At 42.3% G+C, this 18,116-nt stretch carries 14 protein-coding genes, 1 other RNA gene and 1 pseudogene; 5 read left to right on the top strand and 11 right to left on the bottom strand.

Features of this window, described 5'->3' with window-relative positions:
- Positions 1–139: 139 nt before the first annotated feature.
- The 3 genes from ACTQ53_RS08110 to ACTQ53_RS08100 all read right to left on the bottom strand — a co-directional run bounded on the left by ACTQ53_RS08110 (position 140) and on the right by ACTQ53_RS08100 (position 3,916).
- Positions 140–1,066: a magnesium transporter CorA family protein gene (locus ACTQ53_RS08110; RefSeq protein WP_153125396.1), complete on the bottom strand. Its 927-nt coding sequence runs from the start codon at positions 1,064–1,066 to the stop codon at positions 140–142.
- 313 nt (positions 1,067–1,379) lie between these two features.
- The gene (locus tag ACTQ53_RS08105; RefSeq protein WP_294970675.1) at positions 1,380–2,843 is read right to left on the bottom strand and encodes an aminoacyl-histidine dipeptidase; all 1,464 of its coding nucleotides are present in this window, start codon (positions 2,841–2,843) and stop codon (positions 1,380–1,382) included.
- A gap of 50 nt (positions 2,844–2,893) precedes the next feature.
- A complete protein-coding gene (locus ACTQ53_RS08100) occupies positions 2,894–3,916 on the bottom strand; it encodes a lysylphosphatidylglycerol synthase transmembrane domain-containing protein (protein ID WP_441932689.1) in 1,023 nt (340 codons plus the stop codon).
- A gap of 183 nt (positions 3,917–4,099) precedes the next feature.
- Between ACTQ53_RS08100 and rsmA the strand changes: the two genes are divergently transcribed.
- From rsmA to ACTQ53_RS08080, 4 genes are read left to right on the top strand one after another with little or no spacing between them, the layout of a single operon-like run.
- Entirely contained in the window at positions 4,100–4,909 is an 810-nt protein-coding gene (gene rsmA / locus ACTQ53_RS08095; RefSeq protein ID WP_441932688.1) for a 16S rRNA (adenine(1518)-N(6)/adenine(1519)-N(6))-dimethyltransferase RsmA, read from the top strand.
- Positions 4,910–4,921: 12 nt separating this feature from the next.
- Positions 4,922–5,482 carry a ribosome recycling factor gene (gene frr / locus ACTQ53_RS08090; protein WP_294970679.1) on the top strand — a complete coding sequence of 187 codons (561 nt, stop codon included), beginning with the start codon at positions 4,922–4,924 and terminating at the stop codon, positions 5,480–5,482.
- A gap of 40 nt (positions 5,483–5,522) precedes the next feature.
- Positions 5,523–6,455 (top strand): ribosome small subunit-dependent GTPase A, encoded by a 933-nt coding sequence (gene rsgA / locus ACTQ53_RS08085; RefSeq protein ID WP_441932687.1) that lies wholly within the window; start codon positions 5,523–5,525, stop codon positions 6,453–6,455.
- A 40-nt stretch (positions 6,456–6,495) separates the two neighbouring features.
- Positions 6,496–7,407, top strand: a complete 912-nt coding sequence (locus tag ACTQ53_RS08080; protein WP_294970683.1) for a helix-turn-helix domain-containing protein — start codon at positions 6,496–6,498, stop codon at positions 7,405–7,407.
- Positions 7,408–7,503: 96 nt separating this feature from the next.
- On the opposite strand, the gene ssrA is transcribed toward ACTQ53_RS08080, so the two are convergent.
- The 8 genes from ssrA to ACTQ53_RS08040 form a co-directional block, all read right to left on the bottom strand.
- Positions 7,504–7,901: a transfer-messenger RNA gene (ssrA, locus tag ACTQ53_RS08075) on the bottom strand.
- Between the two features lie 129 nt (positions 7,902–8,030).
- A complete protein-coding gene (locus tag ACTQ53_RS08070) occupies positions 8,031–8,498 on the bottom strand; it encodes a hypothetical protein (protein WP_441932686.1) in 468 nt (155 codons plus the stop codon).
- Complete coding sequence (locus ACTQ53_RS08065) at positions 8,473–8,766, bottom strand: hypothetical protein (protein WP_441932685.1); 294 nt, start codon at positions 8,764–8,766, stop codon at positions 8,473–8,475. The genes ACTQ53_RS08070 and ACTQ53_RS08065 overlap by 26 nt, the downstream gene beginning before the upstream one ends.
- A gap of 70 nt (positions 8,767–8,836) precedes the next feature.
- Positions 8,837–9,520, bottom strand: coding sequence for a hypothetical protein (locus tag ACTQ53_RS08060; RefSeq protein WP_441932684.1), 684 nt, complete (start codon positions 9,518–9,520; stop codon positions 8,837–8,839).
- Between the two features lie 87 nt (positions 9,521–9,607).
- Complete coding sequence (locus ACTQ53_RS08055; protein ID WP_441932683.1) at positions 9,608–10,555, bottom strand: hypothetical protein; 948 nt, start codon at positions 10,553–10,555, stop codon at positions 9,608–9,610.
- A 129-nt stretch (positions 10,556–10,684) separates the two neighbouring features.
- Positions 10,685–11,209: a hypothetical protein gene (locus tag ACTQ53_RS08050; RefSeq protein WP_441932682.1), complete on the bottom strand. Its 525-nt coding sequence runs from the start codon at positions 11,207–11,209 to the stop codon at positions 10,685–10,687.
- Positions 11,199–12,521, bottom strand: a complete 1,323-nt coding sequence (locus ACTQ53_RS08045) for an RHS repeat domain-containing protein (RefSeq protein WP_441932681.1) — start codon at positions 12,519–12,521, stop codon at positions 11,199–11,201. Before ACTQ53_RS08045 ends, ACTQ53_RS08050 begins: the two co-directional genes overlap by 11 nt.
- A 16-nt stretch (positions 12,522–12,537) precedes the next feature.
- A complete protein-coding gene (locus ACTQ53_RS08040; RefSeq protein WP_441932680.1) occupies positions 12,538–17,127 on the bottom strand; it encodes a DUF6443 domain-containing protein in 4,590 nt (1,529 codons plus the stop codon).
- A gap of 475 nt (positions 17,128–17,602) precedes the next feature.
- On the opposite strand from ACTQ53_RS08040, the pseudogene ACTQ53_RS08035 reads away from it, so the two are divergent.
- Positions 17,603–18,116: pseudogene (locus tag ACTQ53_RS08035) on the top strand (IS66 family transposase); the annotation flags it as partial.

The following is an 18,116-nucleotide window of genomic DNA, read 5'->3' as shown; positions in this document are numbered from 1 at the left end:
GTTTAGTTTATGATTCGAGTTTCTTTGCCGGTAGTCGTTTCCTAAAAAGCGATTCGGCCACACATTGTTATTATTAATAATTTGCAAACTTAAATAAAAAAATCGAATATCTTTGTAAGACATTCGATTTTTTATATTTTTATAACAGTCGCTTATATCTCAGGAAGCCCCACGAGAGACCTGATACTACGAATGAGAGAACCAGGGCGAAGGCGAAGCCGTATGGGCTTTCTTCCATTCCGTTAATCAGGTTCATACCGAAGAGAGAGGAAATCAGAGTTGGCAACATCATGACGATACTGATACTGGTCAAGGTACGCATCGTGGTATTCATGTTGTTGTTGATGATGCTGGAGTAGGTGTCCATGGTTGATTCCAGAATGTCGGAATAGATGCTGGTCGTCTCTCTCGCCTGTGTCATCTCGATGTTGACATCTTCAATCAAATCGGCATCCAATTCGTCCACCTGCAACTTGAACTTCAGCTTTGAAAGAAGGTTTTCATTGCCGCGGATTGAAGTGTTGAAGTAGGTGAGAGAGTCTTGCAGGCGGCTGAGTCCTATCAAGCTCTCGTTGTTTACTCCGTGGTCCAGATTGCGCTTGGCTTTCTCGATGAGCGAGTTGATTTGTTTCAATCGTTTCAGATACCATACGGCAGAGGAGAGAAAGAGACGGAATATCATGTCTACATAATCGGTGAATCCCTCGTTGCGCTTCTGCTGATAGCTAACGAAGTCTATCATCATATTGGTCTCGTAATAGCACACGGTTATGGTCACATCGCGCTTGTGGATGATACCCAGAGGCACGGTGGTATACGGCGTACGGCTTCGGATTTCCTTCACGTAAGGGATACGCAGGATGATGAGCATCCAGCCGTCGTCATATTCGTAGCGGGCACGCTCGTCAGTATCGCTGATGTCCGAGAGGAAATAATCAGGAATCTTGAATTCTTCTTCCAGCAGGCGCTGGTCTTCGTCGGTTGGACATGTTACTTGTATCCAGCAATTTGGCTGCCACTCGTTGAGCACAGTCAGTTTCTTGTCTATATTCCAAAAAGTCTTCATTGTTTGCTATTCTCCACAAAATAAAAGGTTTAGGTATGGAGATTAGCCTGAGGAATCGCCTTGGTGCGATCTTTATGGTTGCTGAATCTCCACGCCTTACTGATTATTGAAATTCTCCGCGTGATAATCGTCCATTTTTGTTAATAATTAATTGAAACTTGTGCAAGGTCGTTGTAACGTATATTACTACGGTATGACAAGCCTCGCGAAATCGCCTGCAAAGTTAATGATTTTAATTGAGAAAAGGGACAAAAAAGCCGAGAAATTTCTTTCCCGGCTTTCTTTTTTAATCTTTTTGTAATTTTCTGCTTGCTTATTTTGCTGGAATTTCAGCCAACAGCTGCTTCATCAGGTTCCAGAAAGGAGCCACGCAGCTAATCTGACAGCGCTCGTTTGCAGTATGAGGGCTGAGCAATGTAGGACCGAAGGAAACCACATCAAGGTGAGGATACTTGCCCAGGATGATAGAGCACTCCAAACCAGCGTGAACAGCCTGAACTACGCCGTCCTTGCCGTTCTGCTCCTTGTAAACCTTCAGTACGTGCTCCAGGATGTCACTCTTAGGGTTAGGGTTCCAGCCGCCGTATGCACCGCTGAATTCAACCTTCATGCCTGCCATGTTGAAGCAGCTCTCCATCATGGTTGCGAGATACATCTTGTAGTACTCGTGGCTGGAACGAGCCAGAATCTTGATGGCTGCCTTGCCTTCGCCAATCTCGATGATGGCGAGGTTTGAAGAGGTTTCTACGATGCCTGGCATAGATGGAGCCATACGCAGTACGCCGTCGTGACAAGCAAAGATGGCATCTACCAGGTTGTCCTGAATCTCCTGAGGAACCTCCTTGGCTGGAGTCTCTACGTTCTCTGTGAAGAACTCTATGTTCTCTGCTACCTCGATACCCTGGAACTCGTCGATGAGTTCATCCTTCCAGTCGGCTACCATGTCGTTCAAAGCCTCTATGTTCTCCTTCGGCAAGGTCAATACTACCTGTGCCTGGAATGGGATGGCATTGCGCATGTTGCCGCCCTGCCATGAAGCCAGACGTGCATCAAGCTCTGAGATAGCCTCACGTACGAAGCGAACCATGCACTTGTTGGCGTTGGCTCTGCCCTCGTTGATCTCGATGCCTGAGTGACCGCCCTTCAAGCCCTTCAGGGTAACCTTAACGGCTGCGTCGTCCTTGTCAGTCTCTACCTCCTGATAGTCGAGTGTTGCTGTGATGTCGATACCGCCAGCGCTGCCGATGACGAACTCGCCCCAAACCTCTGTGTCAAGGTTCAGGAGAATATCGCCGTTCAGCTCGCCCTCAGGAAGACCGTTGGCACCAAACATGCCTGTCTCTTCGTCAGCGGTGATAAGACCCTCTACCGGACCGTGCTGCAAATCCTTAGCTTCCATGACTGCCATGATGGTAGCCACGCCGAGACCGTCGTCGCTTCCGAGGGTAGTATGATTAGCACGAACCCAGTCGCCATCGATGATGGTTTCGATAGGGTCGTTTTCAAAGTCGTGATTGCTCTCAGGTGCTTTCTGAGGAACCATGTCCATGTGAGCCTGGAGGATAACGCCCTTGCGGTTCTCCATACCAGGAGTGGCAGGCTTGCGCATTACGATGTTGCCCGCAGCATCCTGGAATGCCTCTACACCTGCTTCCTTTGCCCAGTTGAGCAAATAAGCTTGAATTTTCCCCAAATGTCCTGATGGACGTGGAACTTGTGTTAACTTGTCGAAGTTGCGCCAGATTTCAACTGGACTCAGATTCTTAATGTCAGCCATAATATTTTTATTTTAATGTTAAATGTTTCATGTTTAATTGGACATACGCCCTAAAGCAAGAGAATTCTTTGCTCTTCACTCTTCGCTTTTAGCTTCTTCGTAAACGCCAGGGCAATCCAGGCATAGATACCCAGAAAGATGACGAGCAGTGTCTGCACCGAGTGGACGATGAGTACGAAGAAGAGGGCATCGTTCTGCTGGATGCCGTAGAGAATGAGCATAGTCTTCACGGCAAAGTGCCACGGACCTGCTCCGTTGGGAGTCGGTACGATGACTGCGATGCTGCCCACGATGAAGGTTACCAGTCCACACATCAGACTGAGATGCGATGTCGCCTCAAAGCACTGGAACGTGAGATAATAGTGGAAGAAGTAACTCAGCCAGATGCCCAGCGTGAGGGCTATATAGAGAGGTACGTTTTTCACGCCCTTCAGTGAGATAATGCCCTGCCACAGTCCGCTCAGCGTAGCTTTTACCTTATTATATATAGCGAGTTTCTTCAGCAGGAAGTGCAGCAGGATGAGTACAGCGATGCCGCAGACTACCGTTACGAAATAGCCCGTGGCGGTGAATTTTCCCAGGATGCTGTCCATGCTGGTACCCGTCTTGTCAAAGAAGTTCAGGAATACTGGTATCTGCATCAGAAACACCATTCCGGTGATGAGAAGTATCAGCAGCGAGTCGATGGCTCGCTCCGTAACCACCGTTCCCAGAGCTTTAGGGAAGGATACGCCGTCATATCGTTTCAGCACGGCACATCGTGCAAATTCTCCCGATCTTGGGATGACGAGACTCAGTGCATATGATAGAAAGATGGAGTTCACGCTTACATGTGTGCGTGCTTTTTCGCCCAGTGGCTCCAATGACTGTTTCCATCTCCATCCCCTGAACAGCTGCGCTGTAATGCCAAAGGGGAACGACAGCAGCATCCAGGTCCAGCTCATCTTGTGGAGCACCACGTCCTCCACCTGCTTGAAGTCGAAACCCCGATACATCCAATAAAGGATGGCACCACCCAGTACGAGCGATAGCCCCACCTTCCAAATGTTGTTTGCTATCTTCTTTATATCCATAATTAGATGCAAAGTTAATACTTTTCTTGTCAATATCGCACGAAAGTGCATATTTTTAGCATAAATAAACGCTTGCCCCTCATTTCTTTCCCTCTTTTTTCTATAAAAGTTTAAAAAAAATGTATTCAATGGGCTATTTCTCGAAAAATAATCGTATTTTTGCAAAAAATATATTTGTAACGTATGAAAGCTGTAAAGCCAAAGAAAAATCTAGGTCAGCACTTCCTTACTGATCTCAACATAGCCAAGCGCATCGCTGATACGGTGGATGCCTGCCCTAATATACCTGTTCTGGAAATCGGACCGGGTATGGGTGTTCTTACCCAATATCTCGTAGAAAAGCCTCGCCCCGTAAAGGCAGTGGAAATCGACTCTGAGTCGGTGGCCTATTTACATGAGAATTTCCCGACGCTCAAGGATAACATCATCGGAGAGGACTTCCTGCGTATGGATCTCAACCAAATATTCGATGGAAAACAGTTTGTGCTCACGGGCAATTATCCTTACGACATCTCCTCGCAGATCTTCTTCAAGATGCTCGACTACAAGGATCTCATTCCTTGCTGTACGGGTATGATACAGCGCGAGGTGGCACTCCGCATGGCTTCCGAGCCGGGCAACAAGGTATATGGCATCCTCAGCGTGCTCATTCAGGCATGGTATGATGTAGAGTATCTCTTCACCGTAGACGAGGGTGTGTTCAATCCGCCGCCAAAGGTGAAGAGTGCAGTAATCCGTATGACCCGCAACGAGGTGACCGATCTTGGTTGTGATGAGAAACTCTTCAAGCGATTGGTAAAGACCGTGTTCAACCAGCGCCGCAAGATGTTGCGTGTGAGTCTCAAGCAGATGTTCCCTGGTGTAACACCACGTGAGGATTTCTACACCACCGACATTATGACCAAGCGTCCGGAACAGCTCACTATCCAGCAGTTCGTAGAACTGACCAACTATGTGGGCGAAGAATTGAAAAGATTAGAATTAATAAAATAAAAACATATTATTATGATAGACGTAAAAGAAACTTTGAATTCTGCAGGTGAGCGTATGGAGATGGCAGCAATGTATCTCGCAGAAGAGCTCTCGCATATTCGTGCAGGTCGCGCTAACGTGGCTATCCTCGACGGCGTGCGTGTTAACAGCTATGGCAGTATGGTTCCTCTGAACCAGGTGGCTACCGTAACCACTCCTGATGCCCGTACCATCGCCATTCGCCCTTGGGACAAGAAGGCCATCAAGGACATCGAAAAGGCAATCATGGATAGTGGCGTAGGAATCACTCCTGAGAACAATGGTGAAATCGTACGCCTTGGTATCCCTCAGCCTACAGGTGAGCGCCGTAAGGAACTCGTTAAGCAGTGCAACAAGATTGCTGAGCGTGCCAAGATTGAGGTTCGCAATGTACGTCAGGATATCAAGGAAAAACTGAAGAAGGCCATCAAGGACGGTCTTTCTGAGGACTTGGAGAAGGATGCTGAGAACGATTTGCAGAAGCTTCACGACAAGTACATCAAGCAGCTCGAAGGTTTGATGGACGAGAAGGAAAAGGAAATCATGACAGTCTAAAAAAATAGCTTTTTTAGGCTAACATTATTAATAAATGATAATGAGAGGACTCGTTATTAAGAATACAGGCAGCTGGTACACCGTCAAGACTGACGATGGCCAGCTGATTGAAAGTAAAATTAAAGGCAATTTCCGACTGAAGGGCATCCGCACTACCAATCCGGTGGCTGTGGGCGACTATGTGCAGCTCATCACCAACCAGGAAGGTACCGCCTTCATCTCTTCCATCGAAGACCGCCGAAACTATATCATCCGTAAATCGCCTAATCTCAGCAAGCAGAGTCATATCCTGGCTGCCAATGTAGACCAGGCACTGCTTGTGGTTACGGTGAATTACCCACAGACATCTACCACTTTCATCGACCGATTCCTGGCAGGTGCCGAGGCATATAGAGTGCCAGTCATCATCATCTTCAACAAGACCGATCTTCTTACCGAAGAAGAGCTCCACTATCAGAAGATGATGCGCACACTCTATGAAACCATCGGCTACCAGTGTATTGAACTTTCGGCAGCCACAGGTGAAGGTGTTGACGAATTACACTCTTTCATCAAGGAGAAGAAATCGCTGCTCAGCGGCAACAGTGGAGTAGGAAAGTCTACCCTCATCAACCAGCTGATTCCTGATGCCGAACAGCGTACAGCCGAAATCAGCGAGGCTCACAACTGCGGTATGCACACCACAACCTTCAGCGAAATGCTGGAGTTGCCGGAAGGTGGCTATCTCATAGATACTCCTGGTATCAAGGGTTTCGGAACCTTTGATATCGAGAAGGAAGAGCTGACCAGTTACTTTAAGGAGATATTCAAGTTCTCACAGGATTGCAAGTTCTCCGACTGCACCCATACCCACGAACCGGGTTGTGCGGTCATCAAGGCGGTAGAGGAGCATTATATCGCAGCCAGCCGCTATCAGAGCTATCTCTCTATGCTCGAGGATAAAGACGAGAATAAGTACAGGGAAGCTTTCTAGAAAGTGAAGAACGAAGAATGAAGAATTTAAAAACGTATTAATGAAGGAACAGAAGGACGTAAGGCAGCGCATCGAGGAAGGTGAGTTTGCTCAGAGTGCCGAGATCAGTGCTAGCTATCTCGACGAGGATATCTTGATTATCGACAATCTCAAGGTTTTGCAGAATCCCGACCCCGTGAGGTTGCAGATGAACATGATTGCATCCTGTCTCAGAGGCTCTTTGAAGGCTGATCTGAACGGACGGGAAGTAGTAGTAGAGAAGGGCGATATTTTTATCAGTCCACCTAATTCCATGCTCTATATCATAGAGGTGTCGTCTGACTTTTTGGGCACTGCAATGTGCGTCAGCAATCATGGCATGATGAACATCCTTCAGTCCAATATCTCGGTATGGAACCGTGCCGTATACATCAGCAAGCTGTCGGTATTGAAGATGAACGAGACCGACCAGGTATTCTATACCAAGTTTACCGATCTGGTGCGTCTCTGTCTCGACCCTACTTTCAGCGACCGCAGTTCCTGGAAGCCATATCGTCGTGAAATCGTAGAGACGCTGCTCAAGAGTGCGCTTCTTGCCGTGAGCAATCTGCTTCTCGATGGCTTGCCTAAGGATGCTAGTGTCTCCAGCACGAGTGATCTTTTCGACAAGTTTCTGAAGATGTTGCAGCAGAGCGAAATCAAGCACCAGCCTGTAGAATATTTTGCCCAGCAGTTGTGCATTACGCCCAAGTATCTCTCCATCATCAGCAAGCGCCATTCGGGTAAGACGGCAATAGAATGGATTACGGAATATACCCTTGCCGACATCACCTATTATCTCCGTTCTACCACGAAGTCGATTAAGGAAATTTCGGGCATTCTGGGCTTTTCCAACACTTCTTTCTTCGGAAAGTATGTCCGGGAGCATCTCCATATGTCGCCGCTGAAATACCGTGAAAGTTTGAGAAAATAAAAATCCTCAATAGCATATATGCAGTTTGGATATTCAATGACGCATATATGCAAAAAAAGAAGTCGCTGATTCTTCAGCGACTTCTTTTTGTTTCTAGGGTGGAGCTGGAGGGAATCGAACCCTCGTCCGCACAAGGAAACCATATGCTTTCTACATGCTTATTCCAGCCTTCAATTTTCGAGGTATGGCAAGACCTGGACCACCAACCATACCCTTATCCTCTAAAATTTCATCCGGGCAACGAGGCGTACCCGAACTATTTCCGATTTGCCTGCACCGCTTGATCAACAAGATTCGGAATTACATCTGTTGAGCGATGTCCCGTTCCAGCACCTTGTGCCGGAATTAAGTTAACCTACTGTACTTCGATTAAGCAGCGAGAGCGTAGTTATTTTCGCCAATTAATTTTTTGTTCACTATGATTTAGGAGGTAGCCAACGAGCCTCCGCATGCTTACATACCATTTCATCTCGCCGTCAAATCCAGTCAACCCCAAGATTTCTTTTATACTAGGTTGCAAAGATAAAAGGAATATTTGATATCACCAAATATTTTTGCGTTTTTTTTTCAGTTTTCTTCAAAAAAATGTAAAATCCAAAATATCTGGTGATTTAGGTGGATTCTTACGTACAACATGTGCCTGATAGCTCGATTTTATTTTTTGAGCAATAAGTCCCCTTACCCTCAATCTGACAAGTCAATGAGTCGTTAAGGGAAAATGGAAACTTGAGATATTCAAAAGAATTACCAAAATCAATGTTCAGCAATGGGGTTTGCAATCGCTTCAAAAGCAAATGCTCCTTATCTTGTGAAAAATCAAGAATGGCATCCTTGTCTATCATTTTGATATGGTTGCTATCGTTTCCAACAAAGAACACCTCTTTCTCTTGTCCAAGATATCTGGAATTGGAGAAATCCCAAGTTTGATCAGAAGCACTTGAACTTTGCGGAACTGTTGCAGTTATAAAGTCATAGTGTATGCTGTCACCGCCTTTTGAGAGATTAGCGGTGGCAGTAAGTTCGCGGCTTTGTGCCCCCAAGGAGGCACAATTGCTAACCATGATGCTAATGTAAATGATTATCTTCTTCATTTTTTTTCTTTTGTTGTTTTAAATATTTCACAGCAATAATTATAGTAACTATTGTGGAAAATGCCAAATAATATATATCAAATAACACCTCATTATATAGGTTGTCTACAACTTCAAAACCATTAGGAACATCAACTAATTTTAAAAATATATAGTCAAAATCTCCATAATGATAGTCTAACATCCAATATATCCATCTCATAAAAATGAGGTAGATATGCAAAGCTACTAAAATTAAAACTAAAATTTTAAATGATTTTTTTTTCATTTCTTTTGTGTTATTATAAAATTCATGACTTTCTTTTCATTAATATGAACTTACTCTTAAATTAAATCAACTAAGAGGCATTCGTTTTGTAAGAATATTCTTCATAAGAAGACACTCTGTGAGTAGTACTATAAAATATTTTTTCCTTCTTTAATTTTCCATCTTGATATTCAAAGATAATATTAACATCAGTCTTCTTGCCCTTAAACAATGCTTTGGTTAAGAATCCATTATGTATATTTATATACATGCTCTCCAATGGTTCATAACGATATGTTTCTAATTCGGCAAAAAAACGAAATTTCATATTGATTTTTTTATATTTGATGCGATAACTATCCTTATTGAATACAATTGTCTGTCTTTTTTCAACAAAAGCACCATCGTCGGTTATTTCAGAATCAATAGTAGCTAAAAAATACAAAATTCGTTCTTGCAATTGCTTATATTTTATCATATGATAAATATAATTATTTTGTAAAGACTCATCAAATTCACAATAATAGTATTTCATATATGGATATAATGGCATTTCTACTATACTATCCCCTTGAAGATGAAAGCACAATACATCATTGCCATCATATACTAAAGAATCTTTAGGAGTATGCTGTTCATAGCTGACTATACTCTGTAACTTTACTTTTTCATAATTTCGTTTTTCTATCAATTCCCCATTATGAAAAGTAAAGAAACTTTGTGCAAGCATATTACAACTTACAAAAAGACATATTATAAAAACATATTTTTTCATTTTAATTCCCTCCAAAAGATAGTTAAACCATACTGGGCAACAGATTGTAATCTTATTTTGTTATTTATAAACGAAGTTGCATCCTCGCTATTTGATGTGCACTTTTTCCGAAAAGGCTTTGTCATTCACATGGATGTAAAGTACATACTCTCCCAAAGGCAGCCCTGAGCAATCGAAATCTTGCCGATAGTTGTTACCTGCCTGCTGTTGCAGGGAAGCAGACTTAAATACCATGCCGGAAGTATTGCAGATGAGAAGTCTGAGCTGAGCATCTGAGACTAGGGAGTATGACAAACATACCTTCTTGCCATTGACTGATACTTTATAGGAAATGTCATCTTGCTTGGTATTTGATTCCAAACTTATGCCTCGCATTTTATCCTTCAGTTCCTTGTTTTGTTCATCCTCTAGATGGCTCATTCCTTCAATATTGGCAGCATAGGCAAAGGACTGATCCAAGACTTTGCGTTTTCCCTTTTTGATGGAAGCCTCGATGACTTTCAATATGGGATAACGGTATCCCATGGCGTACCACTCGAAGATTGCAGCTTTGAATTTCATTGGTTCGTCTTGTCTTACAGACATGAGACTGTCCTTTGAAACATCAATGTTGGCAACGATGTTCCTTTGTATTAATAACGTATTGTTGAGAGAATCATAGCATGGCATGATTAATTTTCCCTTTGCCATGGCTTTGGTGCAGCAAGTACCTGATAACACAAGTTTGTTCTTCGAGCAATAAGTCCCCTTGCCCTCAATCTGACAGACCAAGGAGTCATTGAAGGAAAATGGGAACTTGAGATATTCAAAAGAATTACCAAAATCAATGTTCAGTAATGGGGTTTGCAAATGCTTCAAAAGCAAATGCTCCTTATCTTGTGAAAAATCGAGAATGGCATCCTTGTCTATCATCTTGATGCGGTTGCTATCGTTTCCTACAAAGAACACCTCTTTCTCTTGTCCAAGATATTTGGAATTGGAGAAATCCCAAGTATGCTCAGAAACATTTGAATTTTGTGATATTGTTGGTATCACGAAGTCATAATGTATGCTGTCACCAACTCTTAGGTAATTAGGGCTACCTGTAAAATTGTATTCTTGTGACCAAATCGGAATACTATTGATTTGTATTAGAAAAAAAATATATAATATTTTCATTGTATATTACTTTTGTTTATTATATTTTAGAATTAATAAAATTGTTGATAAGATATATGCTAATAATAGAGACAAAAGTGTCACTCCTGTTACAACTCCCTCTGTTTCTACGATATTTATTCCACCATTATGTAACAATTCTTCTCTTTGACAAAAGCCTATAATCATCATGGAATTTATGTTTAAAATTACAAGTTGTTTTATATTTATAGATAATAGAAAATTGATAAAAAATGGTATTATGTAGAGTATGATTCCGTATAAATCCATTTCACCAGAATTGAACCACACACATTTGGGAATAATAATTAAATAGTTACATGCTAGTTGCCCCCAAAAGAATATTCTTTTCTTTTTTGAAATTGAAATAAAATTACACATAATAACAATGATAATGAAATGACTAATAGCAGCAAGGCATAATATGTCTTCCTCATCTTGACTATAAAAGCATAACGTATCTATTGTCATTATAAATGACAATAATATATAAAGTAAAAGTTCTGTTTTAAAACTGATTTTATTTTCCATACTTATAATGTTTTTTTGTATTTGTATTATAAAATAACACAACTTTTCCTTTTGGATTATTTTTGATTATACTAGGATAGACGCCCTTTTTAGGTCTAAGTCCTCTGCCAGGATTTAATCCAGCTTTTTTTAATGCATTCTGCACTGCTTGTGCACAATTTGAATTAGCTAAATTATAATCTTTATCAATGACTTCCATAACTCCTTCTACCATTTTTTTGTCTTGTGCTGGAGTTGTGAACAATAAATATCCCTCAGTATATTCTGGGGCATTGTTTGGCACATCTTCCCTTTCTCCTTTTTTATATACTTTCGGATTTATAGAAGGATTATTGAATAAGCTATTAATCTCTGTTGCTGTTTTCTCACCTCTATCATTGTGTTTTTCTGTATCAGAAGAACCCTCTTGCCCCCAAATTCCAAAATGTTCATATGTTCCATTTTTTGAATATAAACACCATACTCCATTTTCGTTCTGAATAGCAATGGCTAAATGCCCAAAGTTACGAGCACCATACGGAGCTAAAAGAACAATGGCAGAATCTCCACTTTCATCTATATATCTTGTTGGATTGTTAAAACAAGATATATAAGGGCTGCTTGGATAATACTTTTCACAAAAATAATCCATTCTATCCCAACTTCCCTTTGCTGCATCATACATTCTTGCCCCATGGTCATACCAATCCAAGCCCGAAGTATGGTCAAACTCCTTGCCTATGTATTTGTTTCTCTGCAATTCACTGTTGTACCCCAAGTCACCATACACACCTCCGAATGGGTAGTAATGGTTCACTTGCTCGATGGTTCCATTCTCGTTCACTACCATGCGGATGCTTCCGAGATGATCTTTCTCGTAATAGTGGTATGTAGGATTGAGGTTGCTGTCGAATGAGCAATAACCACCCTCAAACTGATACTTGCTCAGCTTGCCATCTTCAAATATGAAGTCACCGATATAGTCCGTTGTATTGGTTGTGAGAGCCTCATGAATGGTTCTCAACTTATTGCCACCAGCATCATAGACATACTTTGTCTTGAAACCATTGTTGAAGGTAATGCTGCTGAGGTTGTCCAGCACATCATACTCAATCTTGCTGATGCCCTTGTTCAAGTCTTTCGTCAAAGCTCCATTGGCATTGTAGAAGTATTCCGTGCCCTCGTTGGCCCCATCCTTGAAGTCGAATGAACCATCATAGAGCAAGCTTCCTGCCTTGTCGGAAATACTCTGTATCTGGTTGCCGTTGTATAGATAGGTCAGGTCGTCAATGAGACCAAATGTCCCATTGTTCTTCTTGCCATATCTCTGCAAACGTTCGATAGAGCCGTTAGGAATATTGTGGAATATACTCAGAATATCTGTCCTTGTTTTGGCTCATGTCTGTTCCCTCTGCGTAAGCAGAAGCAGTGAGCCTGTTCAGACCATCGTACTCGAAATCATATCCCCGAAGTACATTGTCATAGGTGTTCTGCCATTGCATACGACTGATGTTGCCGTTGTAGCAAGGAGTTTCACTACCACTTTCATATTTGAGCGATTCCTTAAACCTGTCTGATGCTGTTGACACCAGCCAGTTGCGAATGTTGTATTCGTACGTGATAGTTCCTGCATTGCCACTTCTTTTGGTGGAGACAAGCCTGCCCAGGTCATCATATTGGTATGATGCAACCGCCTTGTCACCATTGCCTGCATTCAATGTGATGGTTTCTATCTTGTCATTGTACTTATTGTAGCGATTCTTTTGAGTAATAGTCTTGTCAACTCCACTCTTTTTGATTTGTGTCACCATTGTCTGAGGATTCTTTGTAAAGGAATAAGTTGTCTTTTGGCACATCAAGGCATCATCTTGCACTGTTTGCCGTGTTTCAACTATTAATCCTTCTTGGTTATGGTAGATGGCTGCCACATGAAACTTACCGTCAGTGTCTCTACTGATAGTTCCCGTGAGCATGCCCTTGCTAAAGCTTTCCTTTGTGTCGGACGCAGTGGAAGCGAGGCTTTGGGAGGTGCTTTGCTTGACAAGTTGTCCATCCAGAAAACGATGGTCGTCATAATAGTTGACAACGTACAACTGTCCGTTCTGTAAGCCTAAGTTGTCCGTTGTAACATAACCGCTACTAAACAAGCCTGAATTGCCCCCACGATATTGAGCAACAGCAGATGGGCAAGAGGCATTGATGGCTGTTGTGCTTCCTTGAACTATTTGTCGCTCCATTTCGTCATACAGATAGAACATGTACATACCTTTTTTCCTCATCTCCCCATCCTGTGAGAACATGAGATTGTCGGCATTGTCATACCACAGTTGCTGGTACTCACAACCAGGCAACCGTTTCCAAACGCATCTGCCTCGCTTGTCATAGCGATATTCATAGGCGAATTTCTCCATATCAGCCTCCTCTTGATAAGACGGAGAAAGGACAAAGCGCAAATCGCCCAAGTCGTTATATACATAATAGGTGTCAATATAGTCACCTTGTCCTATTTGTCTTTTCAGAACTATCCGCCCCTGCCTGTCTGTAAATGTTTTCACTTGTTTTCCGTCCTCATCCGTTATGGTCTCTTCCATAAGTGAGTTGGCTGAGTAATAACCAGATAAAAGAATAGAACTTGCAGTCGCAGTGTAAAGTTTGACCACGTTAGCAGCATTGAGACAAACATTTCTCTTTTTGGCATGAGAAGCCGTATTCCATTTCTCACCTGGTCCTGTTGTGGAAACAGAAAAGAGATTGCCACCATATCCATAAGTCATATATGGACTAGCATCCGTATAGGTATTGACGGCACGAGACTCTATGTCAGACAAGGCTACGTTTCTGATAGATGAGGACAAGATGGCTGGAAGCCAGGATCTCCTCGCTCGATGCATGCCATCATACTCCGTGAAGCCTTGAGCAGTGTTCCCCTTTGTGCCAAGCCCGGTTGTTGCATTACTAATCTCTCTGCCCAATCCATCCATGAAGGAAAAGTCATCAATGTAATTATTGGAAGATGCATCCAGCATGGTTCTCTTTTGCACATAATTGTGTGTAGATGCCGAACCATTGTTGTAATAATAAGAATAAGACTGAATAGTCTTGCCTTGTGTATCCTTGACGGCAGACAATCTTCCCAATACATCATAGCTATAATAAGTTTTCTCTCCAGATGGTTCCTCACGGGATGTTATACCCACTAGTGGCTGATAGTTGTATAGAGTGCACATACCACCGAGACTTTGAACTTTTTGTTTGATGGTTTGCAAGTCAGACACGCTAGGCGTCAAAGCATTTTCAACCCTAGTTATATTTGCATATACAGAAGAAAGAGATGTGTAGGAAACCCCATCTATCAAAGCTACTGGCAACTGATGTCTATATCCCCAGACGATAGTGAACTTTCTTACATTGTCCTGGCTAAGCGAACGCGGATTTCCATTCGAGTCAAAAGAATCGTATGTAAATCTCTTTTCTAGAGCATTAGCTTCTCTAGAAATACTATACGATGTCTCTTGCAGCTTGGCATTGACAAAGGCATGGCCGTATTCCTTATTTGAAACACATAAGTTGTTCTTAATTATTTTTTCACCAAGCACTATGTCTATTTGATGGCGAGAAAGCATTTGATTGACGGTAGACATGCTTGTTGATTCCAGGTTTGAGGCATTGAACGAATAGGTGTAATGTGTGAGAAGGGATTTTCCGTCGCTGCACTCACGCTCTACAACCGTAGGCTTGAAACTTCGATAGTCGCTGTCATACAGATATGACTCGGTGACTTGCTCACCGATTTCGTAATTGATGGAGGACTTGCTCTGTAAAATGTAAAATGTCGGTATGGCATAGACATCGTGATAATGGAAGGAATTAACAAATTCAGCCCTTGAAGGATACGGGACATAGGTATCCCCAGTTTGATTGGAAAAATAGACAACTTCAACATCGTCCTTAGACACACGTACTCCCACAGGAAAGTCATCCTTTACAACTTTCTTGTAGTTATAGGAGGTGCTACTTATTGTATTTTGTTTTCCTTCGACGAATTGATAATGAACTTCGCTTAGAAGAAGTGGTTGTGGAAATCCTGTGTCACAGTTGTACAATTCTGAGTAGAACCTAGGATAATCATGGTTGTCAGTTCCAGGACAACGATTGTCATTCAGCATCGCATCTGTGTATAGACTTGTAGTTTTGCCGCAAAGATTACCGTTCTTATCATAATAAGAACGATTCACGTTTCTGTAAAAGACTGGTGTGCCGCTCCAGCCAGACAGAGGAAGAATGGGTGAACTTTGGCTAACGACATGCTCGTCGCTATTCCATTCTGTTTCTAAGCAATGAAGATACATTTCACGATAGTAATAGTAGTATGTGGAATAGCGGAATAAATCCTCAGAAATTTGTAAGTATTGACTTCCACCATCTGGATAGTCGAAAACTTCACGATTGAGGACTTCGCCCTGATAAGTGTTTGAAATTTCCTTTACTCGGATTCCACCAGACATCCCGGTGGTAACATTTCCCTCATAAGTAAACAGGGAGGTACCTCCCGTCGGGTAGGTTATGCTGGTCAGAATGCCATGTTGTGCATATTGAGCGTCTGGTGTTCTGTCCGTACCTCCGATACTAGCATCCGCCATGTATTCTGTTGGAACAGCATGTACCGAGTTCGTTCCATTGTAATATCCCCAATAATCTTCATGGAAACGAATGGTAGAAAGGTCGTTTATGTCCATATAATCAGGCAAAGCATTCATGTTATAGGAAAAGAAATATTTGACAGGATTTGTTCCTGTCGCAGAACCATTCATGGTAATGCCCTTGAGAAGCATCCGTTTGCCACGCAAGGATGTTCCTAGATATCCAGTGTTATCAAGGGACACTGTATTGATGATATTACCGAGATAATTTTTAACTTGTATTTGGGTAAGTCTTTCTCTTTGTAACTGATATTCAGGACGGTCGCTATTGTAAGTAAATTCTATTCGGTTTCCCTTCCATATGATTGAGGTCAAGAGAGGAACAGCATAATTTACATTGGTCTTGTTGATGGCATATTCGGCGATTGGACCTGATATCGGTACATATGGTACATTATTACCAGCATTTTCTTCGTCCCAGTCGTAATATATGCCAGAATGTTGATATTCGGAGGCAAATGTTTGGTAATATACGGAAGTCTTGTCATAAGAAAATGTTATGGTATCGCACTTCATGGGTGTGACAATACTTGTCAAATGACAAGCGGAACGATGACTGTATCCAAGACCACCTACCATTTCTACTTTGAGAAAGAAGTATTGTGTGCCATCCCCATCAGTAATCTTGAATCCACTTTCTAGTTCTTCTATCTTGATAGGCTCATACGGAATGGTTTTGATGCTCATGTCGGTATAGTCATAACGAAAGCATCCGTTATGACCATTAAAATTGTATTGATACCTATCCGACTCAGTGTCTATGGTTCCACTACCATTAGCAATTTCTCTAAAAGAATTGGCAGGAATTGTCGTGGATTGCAATAGCTTCTTTAGCTCACTGGCAGACTTGATGGTTTGGCTAGAAAAGTCATCCCTTGCACCATTTTTACTGCAACCTATCACACCACCTGCATTGAGAACCCAACCAAGCCCAACGGGACTAGCCACATCGTTAACTTTGATTCCTGATGCATGGTAGCTAATGGAAATCGGGATACGAACACCATCCCATTCTATGGTATAGATAGGAATGTTTATATTGGGAATCCCTGTGGCAGGACTGACAGGAAACTCTGTATACTTGAGCAAACTAGCAGTTTGTGGGGATTGTGGTGTATAGCGACCAATGGCATCCAGCGTGCCATCTTCATTTCTCATGGTCTTCTTGTGCTTGCGGTCCAAAGAATCCAGCTGTAAGCTGTCTGGCTTACTCTGAGAATATGCACTTGGCACCACCATAAGCAAAAATGCCAATAAAGAAATACTAAAATACTTACTCATAGGCGAACGGACGATAAAAGGTGATTAATGTCTATTAACTTGTGGCAAAGTTAAGGAAAAATACGCAATGTTGTTTTTCGCACAGATGTAAATTATAAAAAATTAACTGTCACCTTAAGGCTGGTAACTACTCAGCACCCCTATAGAAAACTTCTCGTTAATAAAGCATAAACTTGATTTTGCTTATTTTCTTCATCCTTACAAACTTTTTAATGATTGAGTCGATGAGGACGTAGGCTGTTTAAAACAGTTCATTTAACAAGTTCTTTTCCGATGATGCCTCCAACATGTCTCCTTTGTCTATTATCTCCCTTCAACAGATTATCTGCCAGGAGATGCGTTTTTGCATTCCCCGTAAGTCAAAAGTCTGCGTTAAGGGATGTAAATCGTGATTTTGCCATGTGGAGATAAATGCTTATCTTTGCACCAAAAAATGGCAAGCGACTGTACTGACATAGATGTTGTTTTGCGCCAGATAAACCTGCGTCTGCGCAAACTTGAGAAGTCCGACTCCGAGAAGACTGAGGAGATCGGACGTCTCAACCGTGTCATTAACCAGAAGGACGTGGAAATACATAATCTAAAGACAGAACTTGCTTCCACAAAGGCTGAACTAGCCGTTGCTGAAAAGCGCATCAAGGAACTCGAGGGTGCTGATGACGATACATCAAGTACACCAGGAAAGCCCGAGAAAAACAGCAGTAACAGCAGTATCCCTCCATCCCAAGAAAGTATCGCTTCCCGTGAGCTGCGCAGGACAAAGTCTCTTCGCAAGCCAAGCGGAAAGCCGAGCGGTGGACAACCTGGCCACAAGGGTCACACACTGCAGACTATAGCAGAACCAGACGTAATTGTAAAGCACGAACCCGTCTATTGTAAATGTTGTGGTCGGCTCTTGATTGATATACCATGCCAGAAGATCCGTAAGACACAAATTGTTGATATCA

Origin of the sequence: Prevotella sp. Sow4_E9_plate, assembly GCF_052116205.1 — a bacterium.
Taxonomy (GTDB): domain Bacteria; phylum Bacteroidota; class Bacteroidia; order Bacteroidales; family Bacteroidaceae; genus Prevotella.
Note: the sequence above shows the minus strand (reverse complement) of the source record. Positions and strands in the feature narration are given on the sequence as shown.